Raw genomic sequence first — 24,006 nt, 5'->3', positions numbered from 1 at the left:
TCACCGTGACCACCACGACCGACCTGGTGTCGTACGAGGACGCGCTGGCGTCGTACGACCCCGTCATGGGCCTCGAGGTCCATGTCGAACTCGGCACCAGGACGAAGATGTTCTGCGGCTGTTCGACCGAGCTGGGCGCCGAGCCCAACTCGCAGACCTGCCCCACCTGCCTCGGCATGCCCGGCGCGCTTCCGGTCGTCAACGCGATCGGCATCGAGTCGGCGATCAAGATCGGTCTCGCGCTGAACTGCGAGATCGCCGAGTGGTGCCGCTTCGCCCGGAAGAACTACTTCTATCCGGACATGCCGAAGAACTTCCAGACCTCCCAGTACGACGAGCCGATCGCCTTCAACGGCTACCTCGACGTACAGCTGGAGGACGGCGAGACCTTCCGCGTGCAGATCGAGCGCGCCCACATGGAGGAGGACACCGGCAAGTCGACGCACGTCGGCGGCGCCACCGGCCGTATCCACGGCGCGTCCCACTCCCTGCTGGACTACAACCGCGCCGGCATCCCGCTCATCGAGATCGTCACCAAGCCGATCGAGGGAGCCGGCGAGCGCGCCCCGGAGGTCGCGCGGGCGTACGTCCGTGAGCTGCGCGAACTCATCAAGGCGCTCGGCGTCTCCGAGGCCCGGATGGAGATGGGCCAGATGCGCTGCGACGTGAACCTGTCGCTGCGCCCGCACGGCCGCGAGAAGTTCGGCACCCGTTCCGAGACGAAGAACGTGAACTCGCTGCGGTCCGTGGAGCGCGCGGCCCGTTTCGAGATCCAGCGGCACGCCGCCGTGCTGAACGGCGGCGGCACGATCATCCAGGAGACCCGCCACTTCCACGAGGACACCGGGTCGACGACCTCGGGCCGCGTGAAGGAGGAGGCCGAGGACTACCGGTACTTCCCGGAGCCCGACCTGGTGCCGATCGCCCCGTCCCGCGAGTGGGTCGAGGAAATCCGGGGCGGTCTGCCGGAGCTGCCGCTGGCCCGCCGCAACCGGCTGCTCGCCGAGTGGGGCATCTCCGCCGCCGACATGCAGTCGATCACCAACGCCGGTGCGCTGGACCTGATCGTCGCCTCCATCGACGCCGGCGCCGACGCGGCCTCCGCCCGCAAGTGGTGGATGGGCGAACTGGCCCGCAGCGCCAACGAGTCGGGCACCCCGCTCGACGAGCTGGCCATCACGCCGGAGCAGGTCGCCCGGGTCACCGAGCTGGTGAACAAGGGCGATCTGAACGACAAGCTGGCCCGTCAGGTCATCGAGGGCGTCCTCGCGGGCGAGGGCACCCCGGACGAGGTCGTCGAGAAGCGCGGTCTGAAGGTCGTCTCCGACGAGGGCGCGCTCACCACCGCCGTCGAGGAGGCCATCGCCGGCAACCCGGGCATCGCCGACAAGATCCGCGGCGGCAAGGTGGCCGCGGCCGGTGCCCTGGTGGGCGCCGTGATGAAGGCCACGCGCGGACAGGCCGACGCGGCCCGCGTCAAGGAGCTGATCCTGGAGAAGCTGGGCGTCAGCGAGGGCTGAGCTCGAGGTTCTCCCGGCCCAGGGGGGAATGCGTCGCACCGGCGCATTCCCCCCTGGGCGTCTCTCTTCTCAGCCCGACGCGCTACGCTCGCCCGCCATGAGGGCACGAACCGACTCCGACCCGCAGGACGACATACACGACGGCCCGCGCGCCGGAACAACGCGAACGACCGGAACGCTCTGGACGCCCGGAGCGACCGGAACGCCCCGGACGACCGGAACGACCGTGGCCGCGGACGCGGCCGAACCGGTCGACACGGACGCCGACATCGAGGACGCGGACGCCGGCCCCGAGGACAGGGACGCCGACACGGCCGACACGGACGCCGACACGGCCGACAAGGACGCCGACACCGAGGACGCGGACGCCGGCCCCGACGAGGAGCATGGGACCGAGGACGCCCGGCGGGCCCGTTGGACGGCGACCGGCACCGGAGCGCTGCTCACCCTCGCCGGACTCGCGGCGTCCCTCATGCGCCTCACCGGCTCGGCCCCCGCCCTCGTCCCGGCGGCCTACGCCCTCGGCGCCGCGGTCTGCGCCCTCGCCGCCCTTCTCGGCTCCCGCGGCCGTACCCGTCGCGCGCTGTGGCTGCTGATCGCCGGGGTGATGGTGATGGCGATCGGCGACCAGGCGGACTGACACGGGCCAGAGGAGGCCTGACACAGCGGCCGTTACTGTCCTGTGATCTACCTCCCACTCCTGTGAAAAGCCCCACGAACGCGGCAAACGATCAAATTCGCCTGGAAGAGTGACCTCGCATCGCTCATACGTTCTTTGCGGGCTGTTCAGTTCAGGCACGACTGTTCCCGGTCAAAGATCCACAATTCGTCCTCCGGGAGCACGTCAAGTGGCAGCCCTCGCACGCTGGTGTGTTCACAACCGCCTCATGGCGGTCCTGATCTGGCTCCTCGCTCTCGGCGGCACCGCCACCGCCGCGCTCACCGTCGGCTCCGCGTACTCCAACGACTACGAGGTCCCCGGCACCGAGTCCGGCCGCGCCGCCCGGCTGCTCATGGAGGGGTTCCCGGACCTCGGCGGGGACAGCGACACCGTCGTCTGGCACACCACCTCGGGCTCCGTCCGCGCCGCCGACGTCGAACAGACCATGAACGGCGCGCTGGACAGGATCGCCGAGCTGCCGGGCGTGGCCTCCGTGGCCGGCCCCTACGACGGCCGGGGTCGGTCGCGGATCAGCAGGGACGGGCACACCGCGTACGCCACCGTGACCTTCGAGAACCGTGCCGAGGACGTCGGCAGGGGCGAGGCGCAGGCCGTCGTCGACGCGGCGGGAGCCGTCCGGACCGACGGGCTCCAGGTCGAGTTGGGCGGCACCGCGATCGGGCTCAACGAGTCCTCCGGCGGGCATCTCGCCGAGGTCGTCGGCGTGGTCGTCGCGGCGGTCGTGCTGTTCCTCGCGTTCGGCTCGCTCGCCGCCTCGGCCCTGCCCGTCGCCACCGCCCTGGTCGGCGTCGGCACCGCGTACGCCGGCATCGTGCTGCTCGGGCACGCCATGACCGTCGCCGACTTCGCGCCCATGCTCGGCCTGCTCATCGGGCTCGGCGTCGGGATCGACTACGCGCTGTTCATCGTCACCCGGCACCGGCGCGGACTGAAACGGGGGCTCACGGTCACCGAGGCCGCCACCAACGCCGTCGCCACCACCGGACGCGCGGTCGTCTTCGCCGGCGCCACGGTGTGCATGGCCCTGCTCGGCATGCTGATCCTGCGGCTCGGCTTCCTCAACGGCGTGGCGATCGCCGCCTCCCTGACCGTGGTCCTCACCGTCGCCGCGTCCGTGACCCTGCTGCCCGGCCTGCTGTCCTTCATCGGCATGCGCGCCCTCAGCCGCCGCGAACGCCGGCGGCTCGCCGAACACGGCCCCCAGCCGGAACTGCCGACCGGGTTCGCCGCGCGCTGGTCGGCGTTCGTGGAGCGCCACCCCAAGCTGCTCGGCGCGCTCGCCCTCGTCGTCATCGCCGTTCTCGCCCTGCCCGCCTTCTCCCTCCGCCTGGGCAGCTCCGACCAGGGCAACGGCCCGAAGCCGGCCACCACCCGCCAGGCCTACGACCTCCTCGCCGAGGGATTCGGGGCCGGCGTCAACGGTCCGCTGACCCTGGTGACGCGCGTAGAGGGCGGCGAGGACCGGCTCGCCCTCGACAACCTCGACGCCACCCTGCGCATCACCGAAGGCGTGGCCTCGGTGACCCCGGTGACCTTCGGCTCCGGTGGCCGCACCGCCTACCTCACCGTCGTACCGGAGTCCGCCCCGCAGTCGCAGCGGACCAGTGAACTCGTCGACCGGCTGCGCACCGAGGTGCTGCCCCGCGCCGAGGCCGGTACCTCCCTCGATGTGCACGTCGGCGGAGTGACGGCCGGCTACGACGACTTCGCGGACGTCATCGTCGGCAAGCTCCCGCTGTTCGTCGGCGTCGTCATCGGCCTGGGCTGTCTGCTGCTCCTGCTCGCGTTCAGGTCCGTCGGCATACCGCTCAAGGCCGCCGTGATGAACGTGGCCGCCGTCGCCGCCGCCTTCGGGATCGTCGTGGCCGTGTTCCAGTGGGGCTGGGGCAGCGAGCCGCTGGGGCTCGGCCGCGCGGGGCCCATCGAACCCTTCCTCCCCGTGATCATGGTGTCGGTGCTGTTCGGCCTCTCCATGGACTACCAGGTCTTCCTGGTCAGCCGCATGTACGAGGAGTGGCTGGAGACCGGCGACAACCGGCGCGCCGTCCGGGTGGGGCTCGCCGAGACCAGCCGGGTGATCAACTCCGCCGCGGTCATCATGATCTCGGTCTTCCTCGCCTTCGTCCTCAGCGGCGACCGGGTGATCGCCATGTTCGGCATCGCCCTCGCCGCCGCCGTCGCCCTGGACGCCTTCGTCCTGCGCACACTGCTCGTGCCCGCCCTCATGCACCTGCTCGGCAGCGCCAACTGGTGGCTGCCCCGCCGGCTCGACCGGCACCTGCCGCGGATCAGCATCGAGCCGCCCGAGTGCCGTGCCGCCCATGAGAGGCTCACCCGGGTAGTGGAGGCACTGGAGAAGGAGCGGCGGCCGGATGTACGCGATATCGCTGGGTGACGACGGAGCCGAGCTGCGCCCACTGGAGCCCTGGCACGCCGAGGAGTTCCTGGCGCATCTGGAGCGGGGCAGGGAGTTCATCAACCAGTACGTCCCCTTCGGCTCGAAGGCCACCGACGTGACCACCGCGCGGGAGGCGCTGCAGAGATACGCCGACATGCGCGCCGCCGACACCGGTTCACTGCACGGCCTGTGGGTCGACGGCAGGCTCGTGGGCGGCGTGCTCTTCCTGAACTTCGACGCCGAGGACGCGAACTGCGAGGTCGGCTGCTGGCTCGAACCCGCCGGCACCGGGCGCGGTCTGGTCACCCGGGCCATGCGGGTGCTGATCGACTTCGCCGTGGAGCAGCGCGGGATCCAGCGGGTCGAGTGGATCGCCTCCGCGGGGAACACCCCCAGTCTGAACGTCGCCCGGCGGCTGGGGATGACCTGCGACGGCGTGCGTCGGCAGTCGTACCCCTATCGTGGGGTGCGGCACGACCTCGAGGTGTGGTCCGTGCTGGCCCAGGAGTGGCGCGACGCACGCGCGCGCGGCGCTCACAACGATCATTAAGGGACCTCTCAGAGAGCGTCCGTACGGTGCGAGGTATGGGAACCAAGACTGTGGACGAGGCCGGCGCGGAATCCGGTACCGAGCCGAAGCGCGACGAGGAGAAGGTGGACGTCACGAAGACCGGGGCGCCGGACGAAGCGACCGGGACGCAGGCGGATTCCGTCGACGACTCCGTCGACGACGACACCGAGGACGGTGACGAGGTCCTCGCCGAGGAGGGCGTCGGCCGGACGGAAGGTTCCACCGGTGTCGGCCAGGGCGCCGGCGCCGTGGTCTCCGTCGCGCTCGGCGTGGTGTCGCTGACCGGCGGCTGGATCGGTACCGTCGCGGCGGCCCGCGAGACGTTGGTCGGCCAGCTCCAGACCTCGTCGAGCGCCGGCGTCGCCACCCAGATCAAGGAGGTCTACGGCGACGCCTGGCAGACCACCGCGCTGTGGGCCGGCCTGTTCGCGCTGGCCGCGCTGGTCATCGGAGTGGTCGTCCTGGCCCGGCCCGCCTTCGGCGCTCCCGGCAGGCCGCAGGCCCCGTGGATCAAGTCCGTCTCCTGGGCCGGCGTCGCGATCGGCGTCATCGGCCTGCTCCTGGCCGTGCTCAAGTACACCGACGCTCTGCTCGGACTGCCGTCCGCGAGCTGAGTACCCGCAGGTCAACGAGGGGTCTTAGGCGACCGTGAGCCACTTACGGCCGTCCCTAAGGCCCCTCAGGCATGTCTAAGGCCCCCACGGCCCCCGAAGATGCGGAACTCTCCCGATGTGGCGGACCCCCCTGGGAGACGAAGGTTGTGGCATCGCAACGAGCGAAGCCGGAACAACCGATCTCCCAGGGGACACACCATGTACGAGTACGAGCTCCAGCAGGCCCGTTCCGCCGAACTGCGCCGCCGGGCCGATGGCGAGCGACAGGCCCGCGAGGCCGTCCGCGGCCGCCGTGCCGCCCGTCGCGAGGCCGCCGAACGCGCCACCGCCGAACGGTCGGAAGGCGGCGCCGGCAGCGAGTCGCATACCCGCCTCCTCCGCCGGTTCCGGTTCGCCCGGCCGGCGTGAGCGCGGGGGCGGGGGAGGGCGGCCGCACGGGGGTCGGCCGCCCTCCCGCAAGGACCGGGGAGATATCCGCTGTGCCGTCGGCGCACCCGCGTGCGATGCTCGCCTCCGTGGAGACCAGGTCCGTCAGCCCCGTGTTCGTCGGACGCGCCGACGAGTCGGGCACCCTGAACGAGGCGCTCTCCCGTGCCGCCGCGGGAGAGCCACAGGCGCTGCTCATCGGCGGCGAGGCCGGGGTCGGCAAGACCAGGCTCGTCGAGGAGTTCGCCGCGGCCGCCGGCCGCCGGGGCGCCGTCGTCGCACTCGGCGGCTGTGTCGAGATCGGCGCCGACGGACTGCCCTTCGCCCCGTTCTCCACCGCCCTGCGCGCCCTGCGCCGAGCCCTGCCGGACGAAGTGGCCGCCGCCGCGGCCGGCCAGGAGGAGGAACTCGCCCGGCTGCTGCCCGAACTGCGGGAGACCGCCCCCGGACGACGCCACGACGAGGAGGGCATGGCCCGCCTCTTCGAACTCACCGCCCGGCTCCTGGAGCGGGTCGCCGCGGAGCGCACGGTCGTGGTCGTCCTGGAGGACCTGCACTGGGCCGACGCCTCCACCCGCCACCTCCTGTCGTACCTGCTGCGCACCCTGCGCACCGGCCGGCTCGTCGTCCTCGCCACCTACCGCGCCGACGACATCCACCGCCGTCACCCGCTGCGCCCGCTGCTCGCCGAACTCGACCGGCTGCGCACCGTCCGGCGCCTGGAACTGGCCCGCTTCACCCGCGACGAGGTCTGCCGCCAGATCGCCGGCATCCTCGCCGCCGAACCCGACGCCGCCCAGGTCGACGACATCTTCGAACGCTCCGACGGCAACGCCTTCTTCGTCGAGGAACTCGCCGTGGCGGCCCACGAGGGCTGCTGCACCGGCCTCACCGACACCCTGCGCGACCTGCTGCTCGTCCGCGTCGAGGCGCTGCCCGAGAGCACCCAGAAGGTCGCCCGGATCGTCGCCGAGGGCGGCTCCACCGTCGAGTACCGGCTGCTCGACGCCGTCGCCCGGCTCGCCGAGGACGACCTCATCGAGGCCCTGCGCGCCGCCGTCGGCGCCAACATCCTGCTCGCCACCCCCGACGGCGACGGCTACCGCTTCCGCCACTCCCTGGTCCGCGAGGCCGTGAGCGACGACCTGCTGCCCGGCGAACGCTCCCGCCTCAACCGCCGCTACGCCGAGGCCCTCCAGGCCGACCCGAGCCTGGTCCCCGCCGACGAACGGGTCATGCGGCTGGCCAGTTACTGGTACCACGCCCACGACCCGGCGAAGGCCCTCCCCGCCGTACTGGACGCCTCCGTCGAAGCCCGCTCCCGGCACGCCTACAGCGAACAACTGCGGCTCCTGGAAAGGGCGATGGAGCTGTGGGAGGCCGTGCCCGAGGACGTCAGGGCGGCACTGCGCCCCGTCGACTACACGGAGGCCTACCCTCCTCCACTGCCTGAACGGCGTGGGGGGACCCCCAGCGGCTGCGATCCGGCCACCGCTCCGCTGCGCTACCTCGACCTGATGGCCGAGGCCGCCGTCGCCGGCCGCTACTGCGGGGAACGCGAACGCGCACTGAAGATCACCAAACGGGCGCTGCGCCTGCTGCAGGACGAGGACGATCCTCCCCCTGGCTCTCAACTGCGTTCGAGCCGGGGGGACCCCCAGCGCGCCGCCTGGTTCTGGATGCAGCGCTCCCGGCTGACGCACTCCCTGGGCCGGGGCAGCGGCCGAGAGGAACTGGCCACCGCGCAGGAACTGCTGCGCGGTCTGCCGCCCAACGAGGTGCACGCCGAGGTGCTCACCCACATCGCCTGCTGGTCCCTGGTCCATGTGCCGGGCCCCGACGCCTACGGGGCCGCCGAGCGGGCCGTGGAGTACGCCCGCATGGTCGGCGCCCGAGAGACCGAACTCGACGCCCGCCAGGTCCTAGGCGTCCTCATGGTCGACGCCGGCCACATCGAGGCCGGACTCGCGGAACTGCGCGAGGTCAGAGAACGGGCGCTCGCCGAGGGCACCCCCTCCGTCGCGCTGAACGCCTACGTCAACCTCCCCTCCGAACTGGAGGCGGTCGGCCGCTCCCGGGAGGCCGTCCCGATCCTGGAGGAGGGGCTCGCCTTCGCCAAGCGGCACGGGCCGCCCGACACCGAGGCCTGGGTGTGGGGCAACCTCGCCGAGTCCCTGCTCTCCCTCGGCCGCTGGGACGAGGCCGGCCGGGCCTGCGCCGCCGCCGGACGGGTGGGCCGGGGCGTGGCGGTCCGGGGCTGGCACGCCACCCTCCTCGCCGAACTCGCCCTCACCCGCGGCGACCTCACCGAGGCCGACCGCCAACTGGCCGCGGCGCAGGGCTTCTTCGGTTCCCACGAACACGCACCGCAGAACCACCTTCCCGTCACCCGTCTCGCCATCGGACTCGCCGCGGCCCAGGGCCGCCCCCTGGACGCCCGCGCCCACTTCGCCCGCGCCCTCGACCGCGACTTCCAGCCCGGCACCCAGCGCTACGCCTGGCCGCTGCTGCTCGCCGCGGCCTCCGCCGAGGGCGACGCCCGCGCACTGCCCGCCGCCGACCCGGGCCGCGCCGATCTCCTCGACCGGATCCGGGCGGCCGCCCGGAAGCTCGCCACGATCGCCCCCGTCTGGCAGGCCCACGAACGCTGGGTCCGCGCCGAACTCCTGCGCGCCGAGGGCCGGACCGACCCGGACGACTGGTCCGAGGTGGTCGCGGCCTTCGAGTGTCTGGAACGTCCCTACGACCTCGCCCGCACCCGCCACCGCCTGGCCGAGGCGCTCCTCTCCCTCGGCGGCGACGACGAACGCGAGCGGGCCGCCGAGCTCCTCCGCCTCGTCCGCGCGGTCGCCGCCCACCTCGGCGCCCGTCCCCTCACCGAGGCCGTCACCCTTCTCGGCCGGCGCGCCCGTCTGTCCCTGGCCCCCGCCGCGGGCCCGGCGGCCGTACCGGCCGACCCCACCGACCCCCTGGCGACGCTGGGCCTGACCGGCCGGGAGCGCGACGTCCTGCGGCTGGTCTGCGCCGGCCGCACCAACCGCCAGATCGCCGAGGTGCTGTTCATCTCCCCGAAGACGGCGAGCGTCCACGTCTCGAACATCCTGTCCAAGCTCGACGTCTCGGGCCGCGGCGAGGCGGCGGCGGTCGCCCACCGTCTGGGGCTGTTCCCGCCGGGGGCCGAAGAGCGGCTGATCGCGCGACAATGAGGTCGGGCCACAAGGGAGAACGCATGTTCAACGCCTTCGAGGATCTCTTCGCGCCGGGCCGCAAGCACACCCGGGACGAGCAGAACCGGCTGGAACTGACCCGGGAGGACGTCGGCGACGGTGATCCCGGGCGCGGGCCGATAGACCTCGCGTCCGGGAAGGTCGTGGTGCGGCCGTCCGACGCCGAGGCGGAGGCAGAGGCGGCGGAGGGCGCCTGACGCCGCTCAGCTCACCTCCAGCTCCAGGATCCGGTCGTCCCCCTTCTTCGGGTCGCCCCGGCCGTCCGTGTTGCTGGTCGTGACCCACAGCTTGTCGCCGCCCGCCGACACGACCGTGCGCAGCCGGCCGTACTCGCCATCGAGGAAGGCCTGCGGGTCCGCCGAGGCCGCCGTGCCCTTCAGCGGGACGCGCCACAGGCGCTGCCCTTTCAGCCCCGCCATCCAGATCGAGCCCTTGGCGTAGGCGATGCCGCTGGGGGAGGCGTCGTCGGTGTGCCACTGGGCCACCGGATCGCGGAACTTCGAGTCCGTGGACCTGCCCTCGGCCGTCGGCCAGCCGTAGTCGGCGCCCGGCTCGATCGCGTTCAGCTCGTCCCAGGTGTCCTGGCCGAACTCCGAGGCGAACAGGCGTTGCTCGGCATCCCAGGCCAGCCCCTGCACATTGCGATGGCCGTACGAGTACACCGCGGAGTCCGGGAACGGGTTGCCGGCGGCCGGTTCGCCCTCGGGGGTCAGGCGGAGGATCTTGCCGCCCAGGGACTTCTTGTCCTGGGCAAGACCCCGGTCACCGCTCTCGCCCGTGCCCACGTAGAGCATCCGGTCGGGGCCGAAGGCGATCCGGCCACCGTTGTGGATCATGCCTTTCGGGATGCCCCTGAAGACCGTGTCGGGCGCCCCCAGCTGGTCGCCGGCGGGCCGCGCGGGGTCGTAGATCATGCGGACGACGCGGTTGTCCGAGGCCGAGGTGAAGTACGCGTAGACCATGCGGTCCGAGGCGTAGTCGGGGGAGAGCGCGAGGCCCAGCAGGCCGCCCTCGCCGGCCGCCGAGACCCCCGGCACCTCGCCCAGGTCGGTCTTGCCGCCCGTCTTCTCGTCCACCCGAGTGATCGTCCCCTCGTCGCGGGAGGCGACCAGGAGGCCCCCTTCCGGAAGGGGAGCGAGGCCCCAGGGCGTGTTCAGGCCCTCGGCGACCGTGCGCACCACCTTCACCGTGCCCTTCGCGGGCGGGGTCTCCTCGGCGGCCGGGGAGGTCTGCGCCGCCGTACGGCTCGGGGACGCGTCGGCGGAGGCGCGGGGCGACCCCCCGCCGTCGGAGGAGCAGCCGGCGGTCACCAGCAGAACACTCGCGGCCAACACGGCTGAAACAGCTCGACGTTGCACGATCATGGTCCCTTCGGCACGGCGGTTCCCGCGGCGGGCTACACCTGTCCTACGTCGCTCACGCCTCACGGGTTCCCGATCCGGGCCGTCGTGACCCGAAAGCGGTACTGCTCCCAGGGTCCCTGCGGCACTGTTCCCCCGATCCCCGCGGCACTACCCCCACCATCCCCGCGGCACTACTCCCACGATCCCTGGGCCCCCGGCAGCTCCGTGACCTCCGTAAGGTCCCGTGCCGTCAGACGCAGGCCGGACGCCGCCGCGTTCTCCGTCACCCAGCGCTGCTGCTTGGCACCCGGGACCGGGACCACGTGCCGGCCCTGTGCCAGCACCCAGGCCAGGGCCACCTGCGCGGCCGTCACGGTCCCGCCGTGCCGGGCGGCGACCCGGCGCAGACCGGCGACGATCGGCTGGTTCGCGGCCATCATCTCGGCGGTGAAGCGGGGGTGCCGGGCGCGCATGTCGTCCGGCTCGAAGCCCTGGCCGGGGGTCAGTGTGCCGGTGAGGAAGCCGTTGCCGAGCGGCATCGCCGCCAGGAAGCCGACGCCGCGCGACTCGCACCACGGCAGCAGGGTGTCCAGCGCCTCGGGCGACCACACCGACAGCTCCGCCTCCACGGCGCTCACGGGGAAGACCTGCTGGACGCGACGCAACTGACGAATCGTTCCGTCGTACAGGCCACCGGACCGGCGGCCACCCCGGGCCCCCACCGCGCACAGCCCCAGCGCCCGCACCTTGCCCGCCCGGACGAGTTCGGCCATCGCGCCCCAGGTCTCCTCGACCGGGACCTCGGGATCGGCCCGGTGCAGCTGGTAGAGGTCGATGACGTCCGTCTGGAGACGGCGGAGCGAGGCGTCGCAGGCCCGCTTCACATAACCGGGCCGGCCGTTGGCCACGATGTGCTGCTCGCCGACGAGCAGGCCGACCTTCGTCGACACGAACGCGTCCCCGCGCCGCTCCTTCAACGCCCGTCCCACCAGCAGCTCGTTGGTGAACGGGCCGTACATGTCGGCGGTGTCCAGCAGGGACGAACCCGCGTCCAGCGCCCGGTGCACCGCCCTGAGCGACTCGTCGCCCCGCTGCCGCGACCCGCTGTACGCCCAGGTCATCGGCATGCACCCGAGACCGACGGCTCCCACCTCGAGCGCCCCCGCGCCGATCGTCCTGCGCTCCACCTGCTCGTGACCCTTCCTCTTACGACCCCCCAACCTAGCCTCTGCACGCGCGCGTGCCTGACATAGCCTCCTGACCATGAGTGCTGACGTCTGGCTGCCCATCCCGCCGGAAGAGATCGAGGGTCTCCCCCAGGGGCCGAACTACCGCTTCTGGAACGGTGCGGAGGACTTTCCGGCGGACCCGGCCGACTGCGCCTTCTACGTCGTCCCCTACATGAAGCCCGCCGCCCTCGGGCAGCGGCCGCTGCCGGCCATGAGCTCACTGGAGGTCGTCCAGACCCTGTCCGCGGGCATCGACCACGTGGAGCCGGCCCTCGCGTCCCTGCGACCGGGAGTGCGGCTGTGCAACGCGCGTGGGGTGCACGAGGCGAGCACGGCAGAGCTCACGCTCACCCTGATCCTCGCGTCGCTGCGCGGGATCCCCGACTTCGTGCGGGCCCAGGACCGGGGGGAGTGGCTCAGCGGGTTCCGGCCGGCGCTCGCCGACAAGAACGTGCTCATCGTCGGGTACGGCTCCATCGGCTCCGCCGTCGAGGACCGGCTCGTGCCCTTCGAGGTGGCGCGGGTGGCGCGCGTCGCGCGCTCCTGGCGCACGACGGCGCGCGGTCCCGTGCATCCGATCGCCGAACTTCCCGCCCTGCTCCCCGAGGCGGACGTCGTGATCCTCTGCACGCCCCTGAACGAGAGCACGACCGGCCTGGTCGACGCAGGTTTCCTGGCCCGGATGAAGGACGGCGCGCTGCTCGTGAACGTGGCCCGCGGCGCGGTCGTCGACACCAGGGCGCTGCTCGCCGCGGTGGGCGGCGGCCGTCTCACCGCGGCGCTGGATGTCACCGACCCCGAACCCCTGCCCCCGGGGCACCCGTTGTGGAGCGCGCCCGGCGTCCTCGTCAGCCCGCACGTCGGTGGGCCGACCTCCGCCTTCCTGCCCCGGGCCGTGCGCCTGCTGGTGGACCAGTTGGGCCGCTTCGTGAACCGGGAGCCACTGCGCAACGTGATCCTCACGACGGGCGCGGTGAACGGATCGTGACGGCCGGGGCGGTCCGGTAGTCCAATCCGGACACCCTCCGCAGTCCTCCGGATGCGTTCCGTACCTCGTCCGGGCGCATATGCCGATGATCGTCACGCAGCGTAGAGGAACTATGTCCCTGAGTGACGAGACTGGTGTATCGTCCCGACAGGGGCTGCGCCGCGCACGTTCGGCGCCAGGGATGGACATTGCAGACTTGTGAGGGGGGCGACGGGCGATGCACGGCCTATGGACGAACGATCCGACGCGGCGGAACCGTCGGCGGCGACCCTGGCGCTCGGCCGCGCGCCGACCGGGTCACGGCGCCCACCACGGCGCTCACCGTCACAGGTGCGGCGGCCGCGGGAAGCACGCGCCACCGGCGGCCCGGCATCCGAGGCAGCCGGGAGTGACGCGGACCGGGAGGATCCGGTGAGTTCCCCGCCGAGTTCCACGACCCTCCTCGACGGTGCGCTGCGGACGCAGCCGCTGAAGGGGACGCCGCGCATCGCGCCGCCGTCCGCGGGCGGCCCCGGATCGAACCTGGTCCACCAACTGGTGCTCGCACTCCTGTGCGCGGGATACGCCGTCGGCTCCGCACTCGGCTGGGGCTCGGACCGACTGGCGCTGATCATGGGCGACTTCGGGCTGACCGCGGCTGCGGGCATCGCCGCCGTGTCCTGCTTCCTCTACGCGCGCAGCCGGCGCGTCCGCTTTCGACCCGCCTGGCTGCTGTTCTCGCTCTCGTCGGCGATGGCGGCCCTCGGCAACCTGGTCTGGGGGTGGTACGAGGTGGTCCTGGGGCGGCCCGTGCCCAGCCCCAGCTTCGCCGACCTGTTCTTCCTGTGCTTCGCGCCCCCCGCCATCGTGGGGCTGCTCGTGCTCGCCGCCCGCCCCATGACGAAGGCGGGCTGGGTCTGCCTGGCCCTGGACGCCTGGCTGATCGCCGGCTCGCTGCTCACCCTCTCCTGGAGTCTCGCGCTCGCCCAGGCGGCGAAGTTCGACGGGCCGAGCGTGGCGCACGCCGCGCTGTCGCTGGCGTACCCGCTGCTCGACATCGCCCTGGTGAGCATGGTGCTGGTGCTGCACTTCCGGCGCACGCCGGTGAACCGCACGGCGGTCAACACGGCTGTCGGCGCGCTCGCGCTGACCGTGATGTGCGACGCCCTGTTCACCTCGCCGCTGCTGCACAACAACTACCACTCGGGCCAGCTCCTCGACGCGGGCTGGTTCGCGGGCTCGCTGCTCCTGGCGTACGCGCCCTGGGCCGCCTCCCGCAGGCAGAGGTCCGCCGCGGATGGAGGGCACACGCGTGTGGTGCACGAACACGTACCGGGCCAGCGCTCCGGAGGACGCCCCCACGGGCCTGCCCGCCCGGCGGCCACACCGCCCGCGCAGGCATCCGCGCAGCGGCCCGACCAGGCGCCCGCTCAGGTGCCCGCCGAGGCGTCCGCCCAGCCCCCTTCCCAAGGAGGCGACCAGGGCCGGTATCCGGTCACCCGGCCCATCACGGGCTCCCTGGCCGCGCTCACGCCCTATCTCGCCGCCGCCGTCTGCACCCTGGGGATCCTCTACAACGTCCTCAACGGCCGCAGCGTCGACCGCGTGGTCCTGCTGACCGGGGGCACGGTCGTGCTCGCCCTGGTGGTGCGCCAGGGGATCATGCTGCTCGACAACATCACCCTCACCCAGGAACTGGCGCAGAAGGAGAACCACTTCCGCTCCCTGGTACAGGGCTCCAGCGACGTCATCATGATCGCCGCGCCCAGCGGCGTCCTGCGCTACGTGTCCCCGGCCGCCGCCGGGGTCTACGGGCGGTCCGCCGAGGACCTGGTGGGCTCCGAACTGGCGGACCTCATCCACCCCGAGGACCTGGGCTGCGTGGTGCACGAGGTGCGCCGCTTCCTCGCCGCCAGCCCCCAGGAGGAGCCCACCACGCGCATCGAGTGCCGCTTCCGCTCCGGCGATGGGGGCACCTCCCGGCCGGAGGCTGGGGGAGAAACCGGGAGTGGGGGAGGCTGGCTCAACGTGGAGTCGACCGTCAACCGCCATCACGGCGGCCTGATCTTCAACAGCCGGGACGTGACCGAGCGGGTGCGGCTGCAGGCACAGCTCCAGCACAACGCCGAGCACGACCCGCTCACCGACCTGCCCAACCGTGCCCTGTTCACCCGCCGCGTCCAGCAGGCCCTGTCCGGCCGTCGCAGCTCCGACCGGGGCCCCGCGCTGCGCAACACGGCGGTCCTCTTCATCGACCTCGACGGCTTCAAAGCGGTCAACGACACGATCGGCCACGCGGCCGGGGACGCGCTGCTGGTCCAGGCCGCCCGCCGGCTCCAGGACGCGGTCCGCAAGTCCGACACCGCCTCCCGACTGGGCGGCGACGAGTTCGCGGCCCTGATCGTCGGCGACGGCACGCGCGACCGCGCCGCCCGGGAACGCCACATAGTGGAACTCGCCGACCGCCTCAGGCTCACGCTGTCGCAGCCGTATCTCATCGACGGCAACGAGGTCCGCGTCGCCGCGTCCATCGGTGTCGCCTTCGCGGAACCCGGTCTGGGCGCCGGCGAGCTGCTGCGCAACGCCGACCTCGCCATGTATCGCGCCAAGGCGGGGGGCAAGGGCCGGGTCGAGCTGTACAAGCCGCAGATGCAACAGGACGTCGTACGCAAGGCGGAGCTGGCCACGCGACTGCGGGCCGCCCTGCACGACGGAGAGTTCGCGCTGCTGCACCAGCCCGTGGTGCGTCTGGAGGACGGCCGGATCTCGTCGGTCGCCGCGCAGGCCCGCTGGCGCTCCTCGCAAGGGGTGCTCTTCACGCCGGCCGAGTTCCTGCGGGTCGCGGAGGACAGCGACAAGACGGCCGCGCTGGGGCGCTGGGTGCTGGAGGAGGCCGTCGAACAGGCCGCCGACCGGGCCGCGAGCGGGCTCACCCTGCCGGTGGTCGTGCGGGTGGGCGCCCGGCGGCTGCTGGACCGGTCGATGCCGCTGGGCTCCGTGGAAGCGCTGCTGACCCGGCACGGACTGCCGTCGGGCTCGCTGGTGGTCGAGCTGTCCGAAACCGATCCCAGGGTGCCGCTGGACGAGCTGGAGCGCCGCCTGGCGGCTCTGCGGCGCCTCGGGGTGCGGATCGCCCTCGACGGCTTCGGCAGCGGTTACGCGGCCCTCACGGCGCTGCGGCGGCTCCCCGTCGACGTGCTCCGGCTCGACCGCTCGCTGGTCGAGGGGGTCGTCGAGTCCGCGCGGCTGCACAAGATCACCAGCGGGCTGCTGCGGATCGCCACCGATCTCGGGCTGCAGTCCGTCGCCGAGGGCGTGGATCTGCCCGAGCAGGTCGTGGCCCTGCGCGCGATGGGCTGTACGCACGGCCAGGGCATGGCGTTCTCCGGGCCGCTCGACGAGTACCGGCTGCGCCGGGCCCTGGCGACGGGCCGGTATCCGGTGCCGCACGGGCCCGCCGAGCCCGCGTTCGCGGGCGGTGGCGCGGGGGTGTACACCAGTGGTGTCCACGCCGGTGGCGTCGCCGGCGGTGTCACCGCCGTCCTGGGGAGCGGAAGTGCCCTTCGCTCACATAATGAGACTCCCGTCCCACCCACTTGACAGTCGGTGCGCGCCGGGGGGAGGGTCAATGCCATGCGCACCCGAATTCTCGTACTTGGAAAGCGCGTCGGCTGAAGCTGGTGACGCTCCGGATGACCCGGAACTCCCAGCGACCACACCCGGCGCGCTCCCCTCGCTTGCCTTTTGGCACGAGGGGTTTTTTGTTGCACAAAACCCGGCGCGGCTCCCCGCCACACCCGGGAAAACCCCAGTAAGACCCTCAGCCGGACCTTCAGTGAAACCCTCAGTGAAACCCTCAGTATCGAGAAGAGAATGCCGATGACCGAGCAGGCCACCGGGGCCCATCCGCAGCCGCGGCCCCGATCCGGAGGACACTCCGCGACCGTCGAGCACGTGACGGGTGCGCAGTCCCTCATCCGTTCTCTCGAGGAGGTCGGCGCCGACACGGTATTCGGCATTCCCGGCGGTGCGATCCTTCCCGCCTACGACCCGCTGATGGACTCGACGAGGGTCCGCCACGTCCTGGTCAGGCACGAACAGGGCGCGGGCCACGCGGCCACCGGATACGCGCAGGCCACCGGCAGGGTCGGCGTCTGCATGGCCACTTCGGGGCCCGGCGCCACCAACCTGGTGACCCCCATCGCCGACGCCCACATGGACTCGGTGCCGCTCGTGGCGATCACCGGGCAGGTGGCGTCGAAGGCGATCGGCACGGACGCCTTCCAGGAGGCGGACATCGTCGGCATCACCATGCCGATCACCAAGCACAACTTCCTGGTCACCAAGGCCGAGGACATCCCGCGGATCATCGCGCAGGCGTTCCACATCGCCTCCACCGGCCGGCCCGGCCCGGTCCTGGTCGACATCGCCAAGGACGCCCTCCAGGCGAAGACCACGTTCTCCTGGCCGCCCATCATGGACCTGCCCGGCTACCGCCCGGTGACCAAGCCGCACGCCAAGCAGATCCGCGAGGCCGCCAAGCTGATCACCGCCGCCAAGCGGCCGGTCCTGTATGTCGGCGGCGGTGTCCTCAAGGCCGGCGCCACCGCCGAACTTAAGGTCCTCGCGGAGCTGACCGGCGCTCCCGTCACCACCACGCTGATGGCGCTGGGCGCGTTCCCCGACAGCCACCCGCTGCACCTGGGCATGCCCGGTATGCACGGCTCGGTGGCCGCCGTCACCGGTCTGCAGAAGGCCGACCTGATCGTCGCCCTCGGCGCCCGCTTCGACGACCGTGTCACCGGCAAGCTGGACAGCTTCGCCCCGTTCGCCAAGATCGTGCACGCGGACATCGACCCGGCGGAGATCGGCAAGAACCGCACCGCCGACGTGCCGATCGTCGGTGACGCGCGTGAGGTCATCGCCGATCTGGTCCAGGCGGTGCAGAAGGAGCACAGCGAGGGCCAGCGGGGCGACTACACCGCCTGGTGGAAGGACCTGAGCCGCTGGCGCGACACCTACCCGCTCGGCTACGACCAGCCCGCCGACGGTTCGCTTTCCCCGCAGCAGGTCATCGAGCGCATCGGACAGCTCGCCCCCGAGGGCACGATCTTCGCGGCGGGCGTCGGCCAGCACCAGATGTGGGCCGCGCACTTCGTCCAGTACGAGAAGCCCGCCACCTGGCTGAACTCCGGCGGCGCGGGCACGATGGGCTACGCGGTCCCGGCCGCGATGGGCGCCAAGGCGGGTGCCCCGGGCCAGACCGTCTGGGCCATCGACGGTGACGGCTGCTTCCAGATGACCAACCAGGAACTCACCACCTGCGCGCTGAACAACATCCCGATCAAGGTCGCCATCATCAACAACGGCGTCCTCGGAATGGTCCGCCAGTGGCAGACCCTGTTCTACAACCAGCGCTACTCCAACACCGTGCTGCACAGCGGCCCGCAGGCCGCCGCGCCCGACAGTGGCTCCGCCGCGGGCAAGCAGCCCAGCGCCGGCACCCGCGTCCCCGACTTCGTGAAGCTGTCGGAGGCCATGGGCTGCTACGCGATCCGCTGCGAGTCCCCGGACGACCTCGACAAGGTCATCGAGGAGGCGAACTCCATCAACGACCGCCCCGTCGTCGTCGACTTCATCGTCCACGAGGATGCGATGGTGTGGCCGATGGTCGCCGCAGGCACCTCCAACGACGAGATCCTGGCCGCCCGGGACGTCCGCCCCGACTTCGGCGACAACGAAGACGACTGAGCGAGAGAGACGTAGGAAGACATGTCCAAGCACACGCTCTCCGTCCTGGTGGAGAACAAGCCGGGCATCCTGGCCCGGATCGCCGCCCTGTTCTCCCGCCGGGGCTTCAACATCGACTCGCTCGCCGTCGGCGTCACCGAGCACGCCGACATCTCCCGGATCACGATCGTGGTGAGTGTCGACGCCCTGCCGCTGGAGCAGGTCACCAAGCAGCTCAACAAGCTCGTCGAGGTGCTGAAGATCGTCGAGCTGGAGCCGGGACAGGCCGTTCACCGCGAACTCGTTCTGGTGAAGGTGCGCGCCGACAACGAGACGCGCTCGCAGATCGTCGAGATCGTCCAGCTGTTCCGCGCCAAGACCGTCGACGTCTCCCCGGAGGCCGTGACCATCGAGGCCACCGGCAGCAACGACAAGCTGTCCGCCATGCTCAAGATGCTGGAGCCGTACGGCATCAAGGAGCTGGTCCAGTCCGGCACGATCGCCATCGGCCGCGGCGCCCGTTCGATCACGGACCGGTCGCTGCGCGCTCTCGACCGGTCGGCATAAGTACATAACGGGTCTTCGGGACGAACGTATCCGGGCGGCCGGTGATCGCCGACCGCCCGGATACCGAGACCCCGAGACTTCCCTTCCGCCCGCCGTCATACGGTGGGACGCAACACCTGCACCCAAGGAGAGAACCCAAAGTGGCCGAGCTGTTCTACGACGCCGACGCCGACCTGTCCATCATCCAGGGCCGCAAGGTCGCGGTCATCGGTTACGGCAGCCAGGGCCACGCCCACGCGCTGTCGCTCCGTGACTCGGGTGTCGACGTGCGCGTCGGTCTGCACGAGGGCTCCAAGTCCAAGGCGAAGGCCGAGGAGCAGGGCCTGCGGGTGGTGACCCCCGCCGAGGCCGCCGCCGAGGCCGACGTCATCATGATCCTCATCCCGGACCCGATCCAGGCCCAGGTCTACGAGGAGTCCATCGCCCCGAACCTGAAGGACGGCGACGCGCTGTTCTTCGCCCACGGCTTCAACGTGCGCTTCGGCTTCATCAAGGCCCCGGCCGGCGTCGACGTCGCCCTGGTCGCCCCGAAGGGCCCGGGTCACCTGGTGCGCCGCCAGTACGAGGAGGGCCGCGGCGTCCCCGCGATCGCGGCCGTCGAGCAGGACGCGACCGGCAACGCCTTCGCGCTGGCCCTGTCGTACGCCAAGGGCATCGGCGGCACCCGCGCCGGCGTCATCAAGACGACCTTCACCGAGGAGACCGAGACCGACCTGTTCGGTGAGCAGGCCGTCCTCTGCGGTGGCACCTCCGCGCTGGTCAAGGCGGGCTTCGAGACCCTGGTCGAGGCCGGCTACCAGCCGGAGATCGCCTACTTCGAGTGCCTGCACGAGCTGAAGCTGATCGTGGACCTCATGTACGAGGGCGGCCTGGAGAAGATGCGCTGGAGCGTCTCCGAGACCGCCGAGTGGGGCGACTACATCACCGGCCCGCGCATCATCACCGACGCCACCAAGGCCGAGATGAAGCAGGTCCTCGCCGAGATCCAGGACGGCACCTTCGCCCAGAACTGGATGGACGAGTACCACGGCGGTCTGAAGAAGTACAACGAGTACAAGGACGCGGACTCCGAGCACCTGCTGGAGACCACCGGCAAGCAGCTGCGCAAGCTGATGAGCTGGGTGAACGAAGAGGCGTAAGCCTCGTGGACAGGGGCCGGAGCGCGCTGCTCCGGCCCCGTTGTCCATCCCGTCCGACCACGGACGGGTGATCCTTCCGCGGAGGCATGAGGCGACCTTCGTCGCGGCACTACACTGCTGCCTGTATACGCGTTCAGGCCCACAGCGTCGTGCGTCTTCCACGCGGCTAGCCCCTCCCTCCGCCTGCGGCCGTCGGGACGGCCGTCCGCACGCTTTGGACTTGTGAGGACTCACGTGAGCTCGAAACCTGTCGTACTCATCGCTGAAGAGCTGTCGCCCGCGACCGTGGACGCGCTCGGCCCGGACTTCGAGATCCGGCACTGCAACGGAGCGGACCGAGCCGAACTGCTCCCGGCCATCGCCGACGTCGACGCGATCCTGATCCGCTCGGCCACCAAGGTGGACGCCGAGGCGATCGCCGCCGCGAAGAAACTGAAGGTCGTCGCACGAGCCGGCGTCGGCCTGGACAACGTCGACGTTCCCGCCGCCACCAAGGCCGGCGTGATGGTCGTCAACGCCCCCACCTCCAACATCGTGACCGCCGCCGAACTGGCCTGCGGTCTGCTGCTCGCCACCGCCCGCCACATTCCGCAGGCCAACGCCGCGCTGAAGAACGGTGAGTGGAAGCGCAGCAAGTACACGGGCGTCGAGCTGGCCGAGAAGACCCTGGGCGTCGTCGGCCTCGGCCGCATCGGTGCGCTCGTCGCGCAGCGTATGTCCGGCTTCGGCATGAAGGTGGTCGCGTACGACCCCTACATCCAGCCCGCGCGCGCCGCCCAGATGGGCGTCAAGGTGCTGTCGCTCGACGAGCTGCTCGAGGTCTCCGACTTCATCACCGTGCACCTGCCCAAGACCCCCGAGACGGTCGGTCTGATCGGCGACGAGGCGCTGCGCAAGGTCAAGCCGAGCGTGCGCATCGTCAACGCCGCGCGGGGCGGGATCGTCGACGAGGAGGCGCTGTACTCGGCGCTGAAGGAGGGCCGCGTCGCCGGCGCCGGCCTCGACGTGTACGCGAAGGAGCCCTGCACGGACTCCCCGCTGTTCGAGTTCGATCAGGTCGTGGCCACCCCGCACCTCGGCGCCTCGACCGACGAGGCCCAGGAGAAGGCCGGTATCGCGGTCGCGCGTTCCGTGCGGCTCGCCCTCGCCGGTGAGCTGGTGCCGGACGCGGTGAACGTCCAGGGCGGTGTCATCGCCCAGGACGTCAAGCCCGGTCTGCCCCTCGCCGAGCGGCTCGGCCGGATCTTCACCGCGCTGGCCGGTGAGGTCGCGGTCCGCCTCGACGTCGAGGTGTACGGCGAGATCACCCAGCACGACGTGAAGGTGCTGGAGCTGTCGGCTCTCAAGGGTGTCTTCGAGGACGTCGTCGACGAGACCGTCTCGTACGTCAACGCCCCGCTGTTCGCGCAGGAGCGCGGCGTCGAGGTGCGGCTGACCACCAGCTCCGAGTCGGCCGACCACCGTAACGTCGTCACCGTGCGCGGCACGCTCTCGGACGGCGAGGAGGTGTCGGTCTCCGGCACGCTGGCCGGTCCGAAGCACCTCCAGAAGATCGTCGCGGTCGGCGAGTACGACGTCGACCTCGCGCTCGCCGATCACATGGTCGTCCTCAAGTACGAGGACCGGCCGGGCGTTGTCGGCACCGTGGGCCGGGTCTTCGGCGAGGCGGGGATCAACATCGCCGGTATGCAGGTCGCTCGCGCGGTCGCCGGCGGCGAGGCGCTGGCCGTGCTCACCGTCGACGACACCGTGCCCGCGGGGGTGTTGGCGGAGGTTGCCGAGGAGATCGGCGCGACGTCCGCGCGTGCGGTCAACCTCGTCTGAGGTTGCCGCACCTCTGGGGGCTGCCGCCCCCAGGCCCCCGTTTCGGCCCTGAAAGGGGCCTCGTCCTCAAACGCCGGACGGGCTGACTTGGTCAGCCCGCCCGGCGTTTTTGTATGTGGTGTCACTTGCCCTCGACGTGGATCCTCCGCAGCGTCACCGAAGCCGCTGCCGCCGCTCCGGCGAGGAGTACCGCTCCGGCGATCGCCGCGCCGTGCATGCCGTTGGTGAAGGCCTCGCGTGCCGTCGTCGCCAGGGCGTCTCCCGTGCGCCCGGGGAGATGAGCCGCCACCGCCAGGGCGCCGCCGAGGGTCTCGCGGGCCTCGTCCGGGGCCGACGCCGGGATGTCGTGGCGGTAGATCGCCGTACCGATGGAGCCGAGGACGGCCATGCCCAGGGCGCCGCCGAACTCGGTGCCGGTCTCCAGGAGGGCGGACGCGGACCCCGCGCGTTCGACCGGGGCCGCGCTCATCGCCAGGTCCGTCATCTGGGACAGGACCATCACGATCCCACAGGCCAGAACCGCGCAGGCGGTGAGCACCAGCCACATGGAGTCCGTACCGGCGAGGGCAAGAAGCGCGTAGCCGCTCGCCCCGATCGCGAAGCCGGCCGTCACGACGTAGGCCCGGTTGACGCCCTTCTGGACCAGAGAGGTCGCGATCGGGGCAGCCATGCCGATCGGCACCGAGGGGAGCAGGGCCCACAGGGCCGCTTCCAGCGCGCTCTTGCCGAGCACCGACTGGAGGTACTGGGTGGTGAAGAACGCCGAGCCCAGCATGCCGAAGGCGGAGACCATGTTGAGGACGAGCGCGGGGGCGAAACCGGGGCCGCGGAACAGGGCCGGGGAGATCATCGGTGAGGCCGCGGTGCGCTGGCGGTGTACGAAGAGAGCCGCGAAGAGCAGACCGACGGTGACCGGGACGACGTACTCCGCGTGCCAGCCCTCGGAGGGGATCTCCTTCAGGCCGTAGATCACGGGGAGCACGGCGGCCATCGACAGGGGGACGCTCGGCCAGTCGAAGCGGCCGGGAGCGGGGTCGCGGGACTCCGGCAGCAGGATCGGGCCGAGGACGAGCAGCAGGACCATCGCGGGCAGGTTGACCAGGAAGACCGAGCCCCACCAGAAGTACTGGACCAGCAGGCCGCTCACCACCGAGCCGAGCGCGATGCCGGCCGTCATCACCGCGGACCACATGCCGATCGCCTTCGCGCGCTGTCCCGGGTCGGTGAACATCGTGCGGATCAGGGCCATCGTCGAGGGCATCAGGGTCGCGCCGCCGATGCCGAGGACCGCGCGGGCGGCGATCAGGGTCTCGGCGCTGTTCGCGTACGCCGCGATCAGCGAGGCGGCGCCGAAGGCGGCGGCGCCGACCAGCAGCAGCCTGCGGCGGCCGATGCGATCGCCGAGTGAACCCATCGTCATCAGCAGGCCCGCCAGGACGAACGCGTAGATGTCGAAGATCCAGAGCTGCTGGGTTCCGGTCGGCGCCAGGTCCGCGTTGATCGCCGGGATGGCGAAGTAGAGGACGGAGACGTCCATCGAGACCAGGAGCAGCGGCAGCATCAGCACGCCGAGAGCGGTCCATTCACGGCGGCCGGCCCGGGCCGCCGGGGGTGCGGTGGGGCCCGCCGGGTTCGTTGGGTTCGTCGAGTTCGTCGAGTTGGTCATGACGGTGACTGTACGAGCGTATTAAACGCTTGTCTAGAACGAATGTATAAGTCATCCGTGTAAGTCATCCGTATAGGACGGCTGTATGGATCGGAGGTAGGGT

Annotated in this window: 17 protein-coding genes; 14 read left to right on the top strand and 3 right to left on the bottom strand. The window is 71.5% G+C overall.

Annotation, left to right across the window (positions count from 1 at the left end):
- Positions 1-5: 5 nt before the first annotated feature.
- The 8 genes from gatB to ACFWBB_RS20905 all read left to right on the top strand — a co-directional run bounded on the left by gatB (position 6) and on the right by ACFWBB_RS20905 (position 9,635).
- Positions 6-1,520, top strand: coding sequence for an Asp-tRNA(Asn)/Glu-tRNA(Gln) amidotransferase subunit GatB (gene gatB / locus ACFWBB_RS20940; protein ID WP_385274344.1), 1,515 nt, complete (start codon positions 6-8; stop codon positions 1,518-1,520).
- A gap of 268 nt (positions 1,521-1,788) precedes the next feature.
- Complete coding sequence (locus ACFWBB_RS20935) at positions 1,789-2,160, top strand: hypothetical protein (RefSeq protein ID WP_385274438.1); 372 nt, start codon at positions 1,789-1,791, stop codon at positions 2,158-2,160.
- A 208-nt stretch (positions 2,161-2,368) separates the two neighbouring features.
- Positions 2,369-4,597 carry an MMPL family transporter gene (locus ACFWBB_RS20930; RefSeq protein WP_385274341.1) on the top strand — a complete coding sequence of 743 codons (2,229 nt, stop codon included), beginning with the start codon at positions 2,369-2,371 and terminating at the stop codon, positions 4,595-4,597.
- Positions 4,575-5,150 (top strand): GNAT family N-acetyltransferase, encoded by a 576-nt coding sequence (locus ACFWBB_RS20925; RefSeq protein ID WP_385274338.1) that lies wholly within the window; start codon positions 4,575-4,577, stop codon positions 5,148-5,150. The genes ACFWBB_RS20930 and ACFWBB_RS20925 overlap by 23 nt, the downstream gene beginning before the upstream one ends.
- A gap of 35 nt (positions 5,151-5,185) precedes the next feature.
- On the top strand, positions 5,186-5,785 hold the full coding sequence (locus ACFWBB_RS20920; protein ID WP_385274335.1) for a hypothetical protein: 600 nt from the start codon (positions 5,186-5,188) through the stop codon (positions 5,783-5,785).
- Between the two features lie 198 nt (positions 5,786-5,983).
- Entirely contained in the window at positions 5,984-6,193 is a 210-nt protein-coding gene (locus tag ACFWBB_RS20915) for a hypothetical protein (RefSeq protein ID WP_385274332.1), read from the top strand.
- Positions 6,194-6,288: 95 nt separating this feature from the next.
- Positions 6,289-9,417, top strand: coding sequence for an AAA family ATPase (locus ACFWBB_RS20910; protein WP_385274329.1), 3,129 nt, complete (start codon positions 6,289-6,291; stop codon positions 9,415-9,417).
- Positions 9,418-9,440: 23 nt separating this feature from the next.
- Positions 9,441-9,635 (top strand): DUF6191 domain-containing protein, encoded by a 195-nt coding sequence (locus ACFWBB_RS20905; protein WP_385274326.1) that lies wholly within the window; start codon positions 9,441-9,443, stop codon positions 9,633-9,635.
- Positions 9,636-9,641: 6 nt separating this feature from the next.
- Here ACFWBB_RS20905 and ACFWBB_RS20900 read toward each other — a convergent pair whose 3' ends face one another.
- Together ACFWBB_RS20900 and ACFWBB_RS20895 are read right to left on the bottom strand one after the other, a co-directional pair.
- Positions 9,642-10,802, bottom strand: a complete 1,161-nt coding sequence (locus tag ACFWBB_RS20900; protein ID WP_385274323.1) for a PQQ-dependent sugar dehydrogenase — start codon at positions 10,800-10,802, stop codon at positions 9,642-9,644.
- 170 nt (positions 10,803-10,972) lie between these two features.
- On the bottom strand, positions 10,973-11,968 hold the full coding sequence (locus tag ACFWBB_RS20895) for an aldo/keto reductase (protein ID WP_385274320.1): 996 nt from the start codon (positions 11,966-11,968) through the stop codon (positions 10,973-10,975).
- Positions 11,969-12,044: 76 nt separating this feature from the next.
- On the opposite strand from ACFWBB_RS20895, the gene ACFWBB_RS20890 reads away from it, so the two are divergent.
- From ACFWBB_RS20890 to serA, 6 genes are all read left to right on the top strand, one after another.
- Positions 12,045-12,998: a 2-hydroxyacid dehydrogenase gene (locus ACFWBB_RS20890; protein ID WP_385274317.1), complete on the top strand. Its 954-nt coding sequence runs from the start codon at positions 12,045-12,047 to the stop codon at positions 12,996-12,998.
- A gap of 411 nt (positions 12,999-13,409) precedes the next feature.
- Positions 13,410-16,577: a putative bifunctional diguanylate cyclase/phosphodiesterase gene (locus ACFWBB_RS20885; RefSeq protein WP_385274314.1), complete on the top strand. Its 3,168-nt coding sequence runs from the start codon at positions 13,410-13,412 to the stop codon at positions 16,575-16,577.
- Positions 16,578-16,850: 273 nt separating this feature from the next.
- Entirely contained in the window at positions 16,851-18,728 is a 1,878-nt protein-coding gene (locus ACFWBB_RS20880) for an acetolactate synthase large subunit (protein WP_385274311.1), read from the top strand.
- 21 nt (positions 18,729-18,749) lie between these two features.
- Positions 18,750-19,274 carry an acetolactate synthase small subunit gene (gene ilvN / locus ACFWBB_RS20875; RefSeq protein WP_020131429.1) on the top strand — a complete coding sequence of 175 codons (525 nt, stop codon included), beginning with the start codon at positions 18,750-18,752 and terminating at the stop codon, positions 19,272-19,274.
- A gap of 140 nt (positions 19,275-19,414) precedes the next feature.
- Positions 19,415-20,413, top strand: coding sequence for a ketol-acid reductoisomerase (gene ilvC, locus ACFWBB_RS20870; protein WP_020131430.1), 999 nt, complete (start codon positions 19,415-19,417; stop codon positions 20,411-20,413).
- Between the two features lie 234 nt (positions 20,414-20,647).
- Positions 20,648-22,237 carry a phosphoglycerate dehydrogenase gene (serA, locus tag ACFWBB_RS20865; protein WP_385274306.1) on the top strand — a complete coding sequence of 530 codons (1,590 nt, stop codon included), beginning with the start codon at positions 20,648-20,650 and terminating at the stop codon, positions 22,235-22,237.
- Positions 22,238-22,358: 121 nt separating this feature from the next.
- On the opposite strand, the gene ACFWBB_RS20860 is transcribed toward serA, so the two are convergent.
- Positions 22,359-23,903, bottom strand: coding sequence for an MFS transporter (locus tag ACFWBB_RS20860; protein ID WP_385274303.1), 1,545 nt, complete (start codon positions 23,901-23,903; stop codon positions 22,359-22,361).
- Positions 23,904-24,006: the final 103 nt, after the last annotated feature.

This window comes from Streptomyces sp. NPDC060000, assembly GCF_042737375.1.
Classification (GTDB): domain Bacteria; phylum Actinomycetota; class Actinomycetes; order Streptomycetales; family Streptomycetaceae; genus Streptomyces.
The sequence above is the reverse complement of the archived record's forward strand: the minus strand, read 5'-3'. Positions and strand labels throughout refer to the sequence as shown.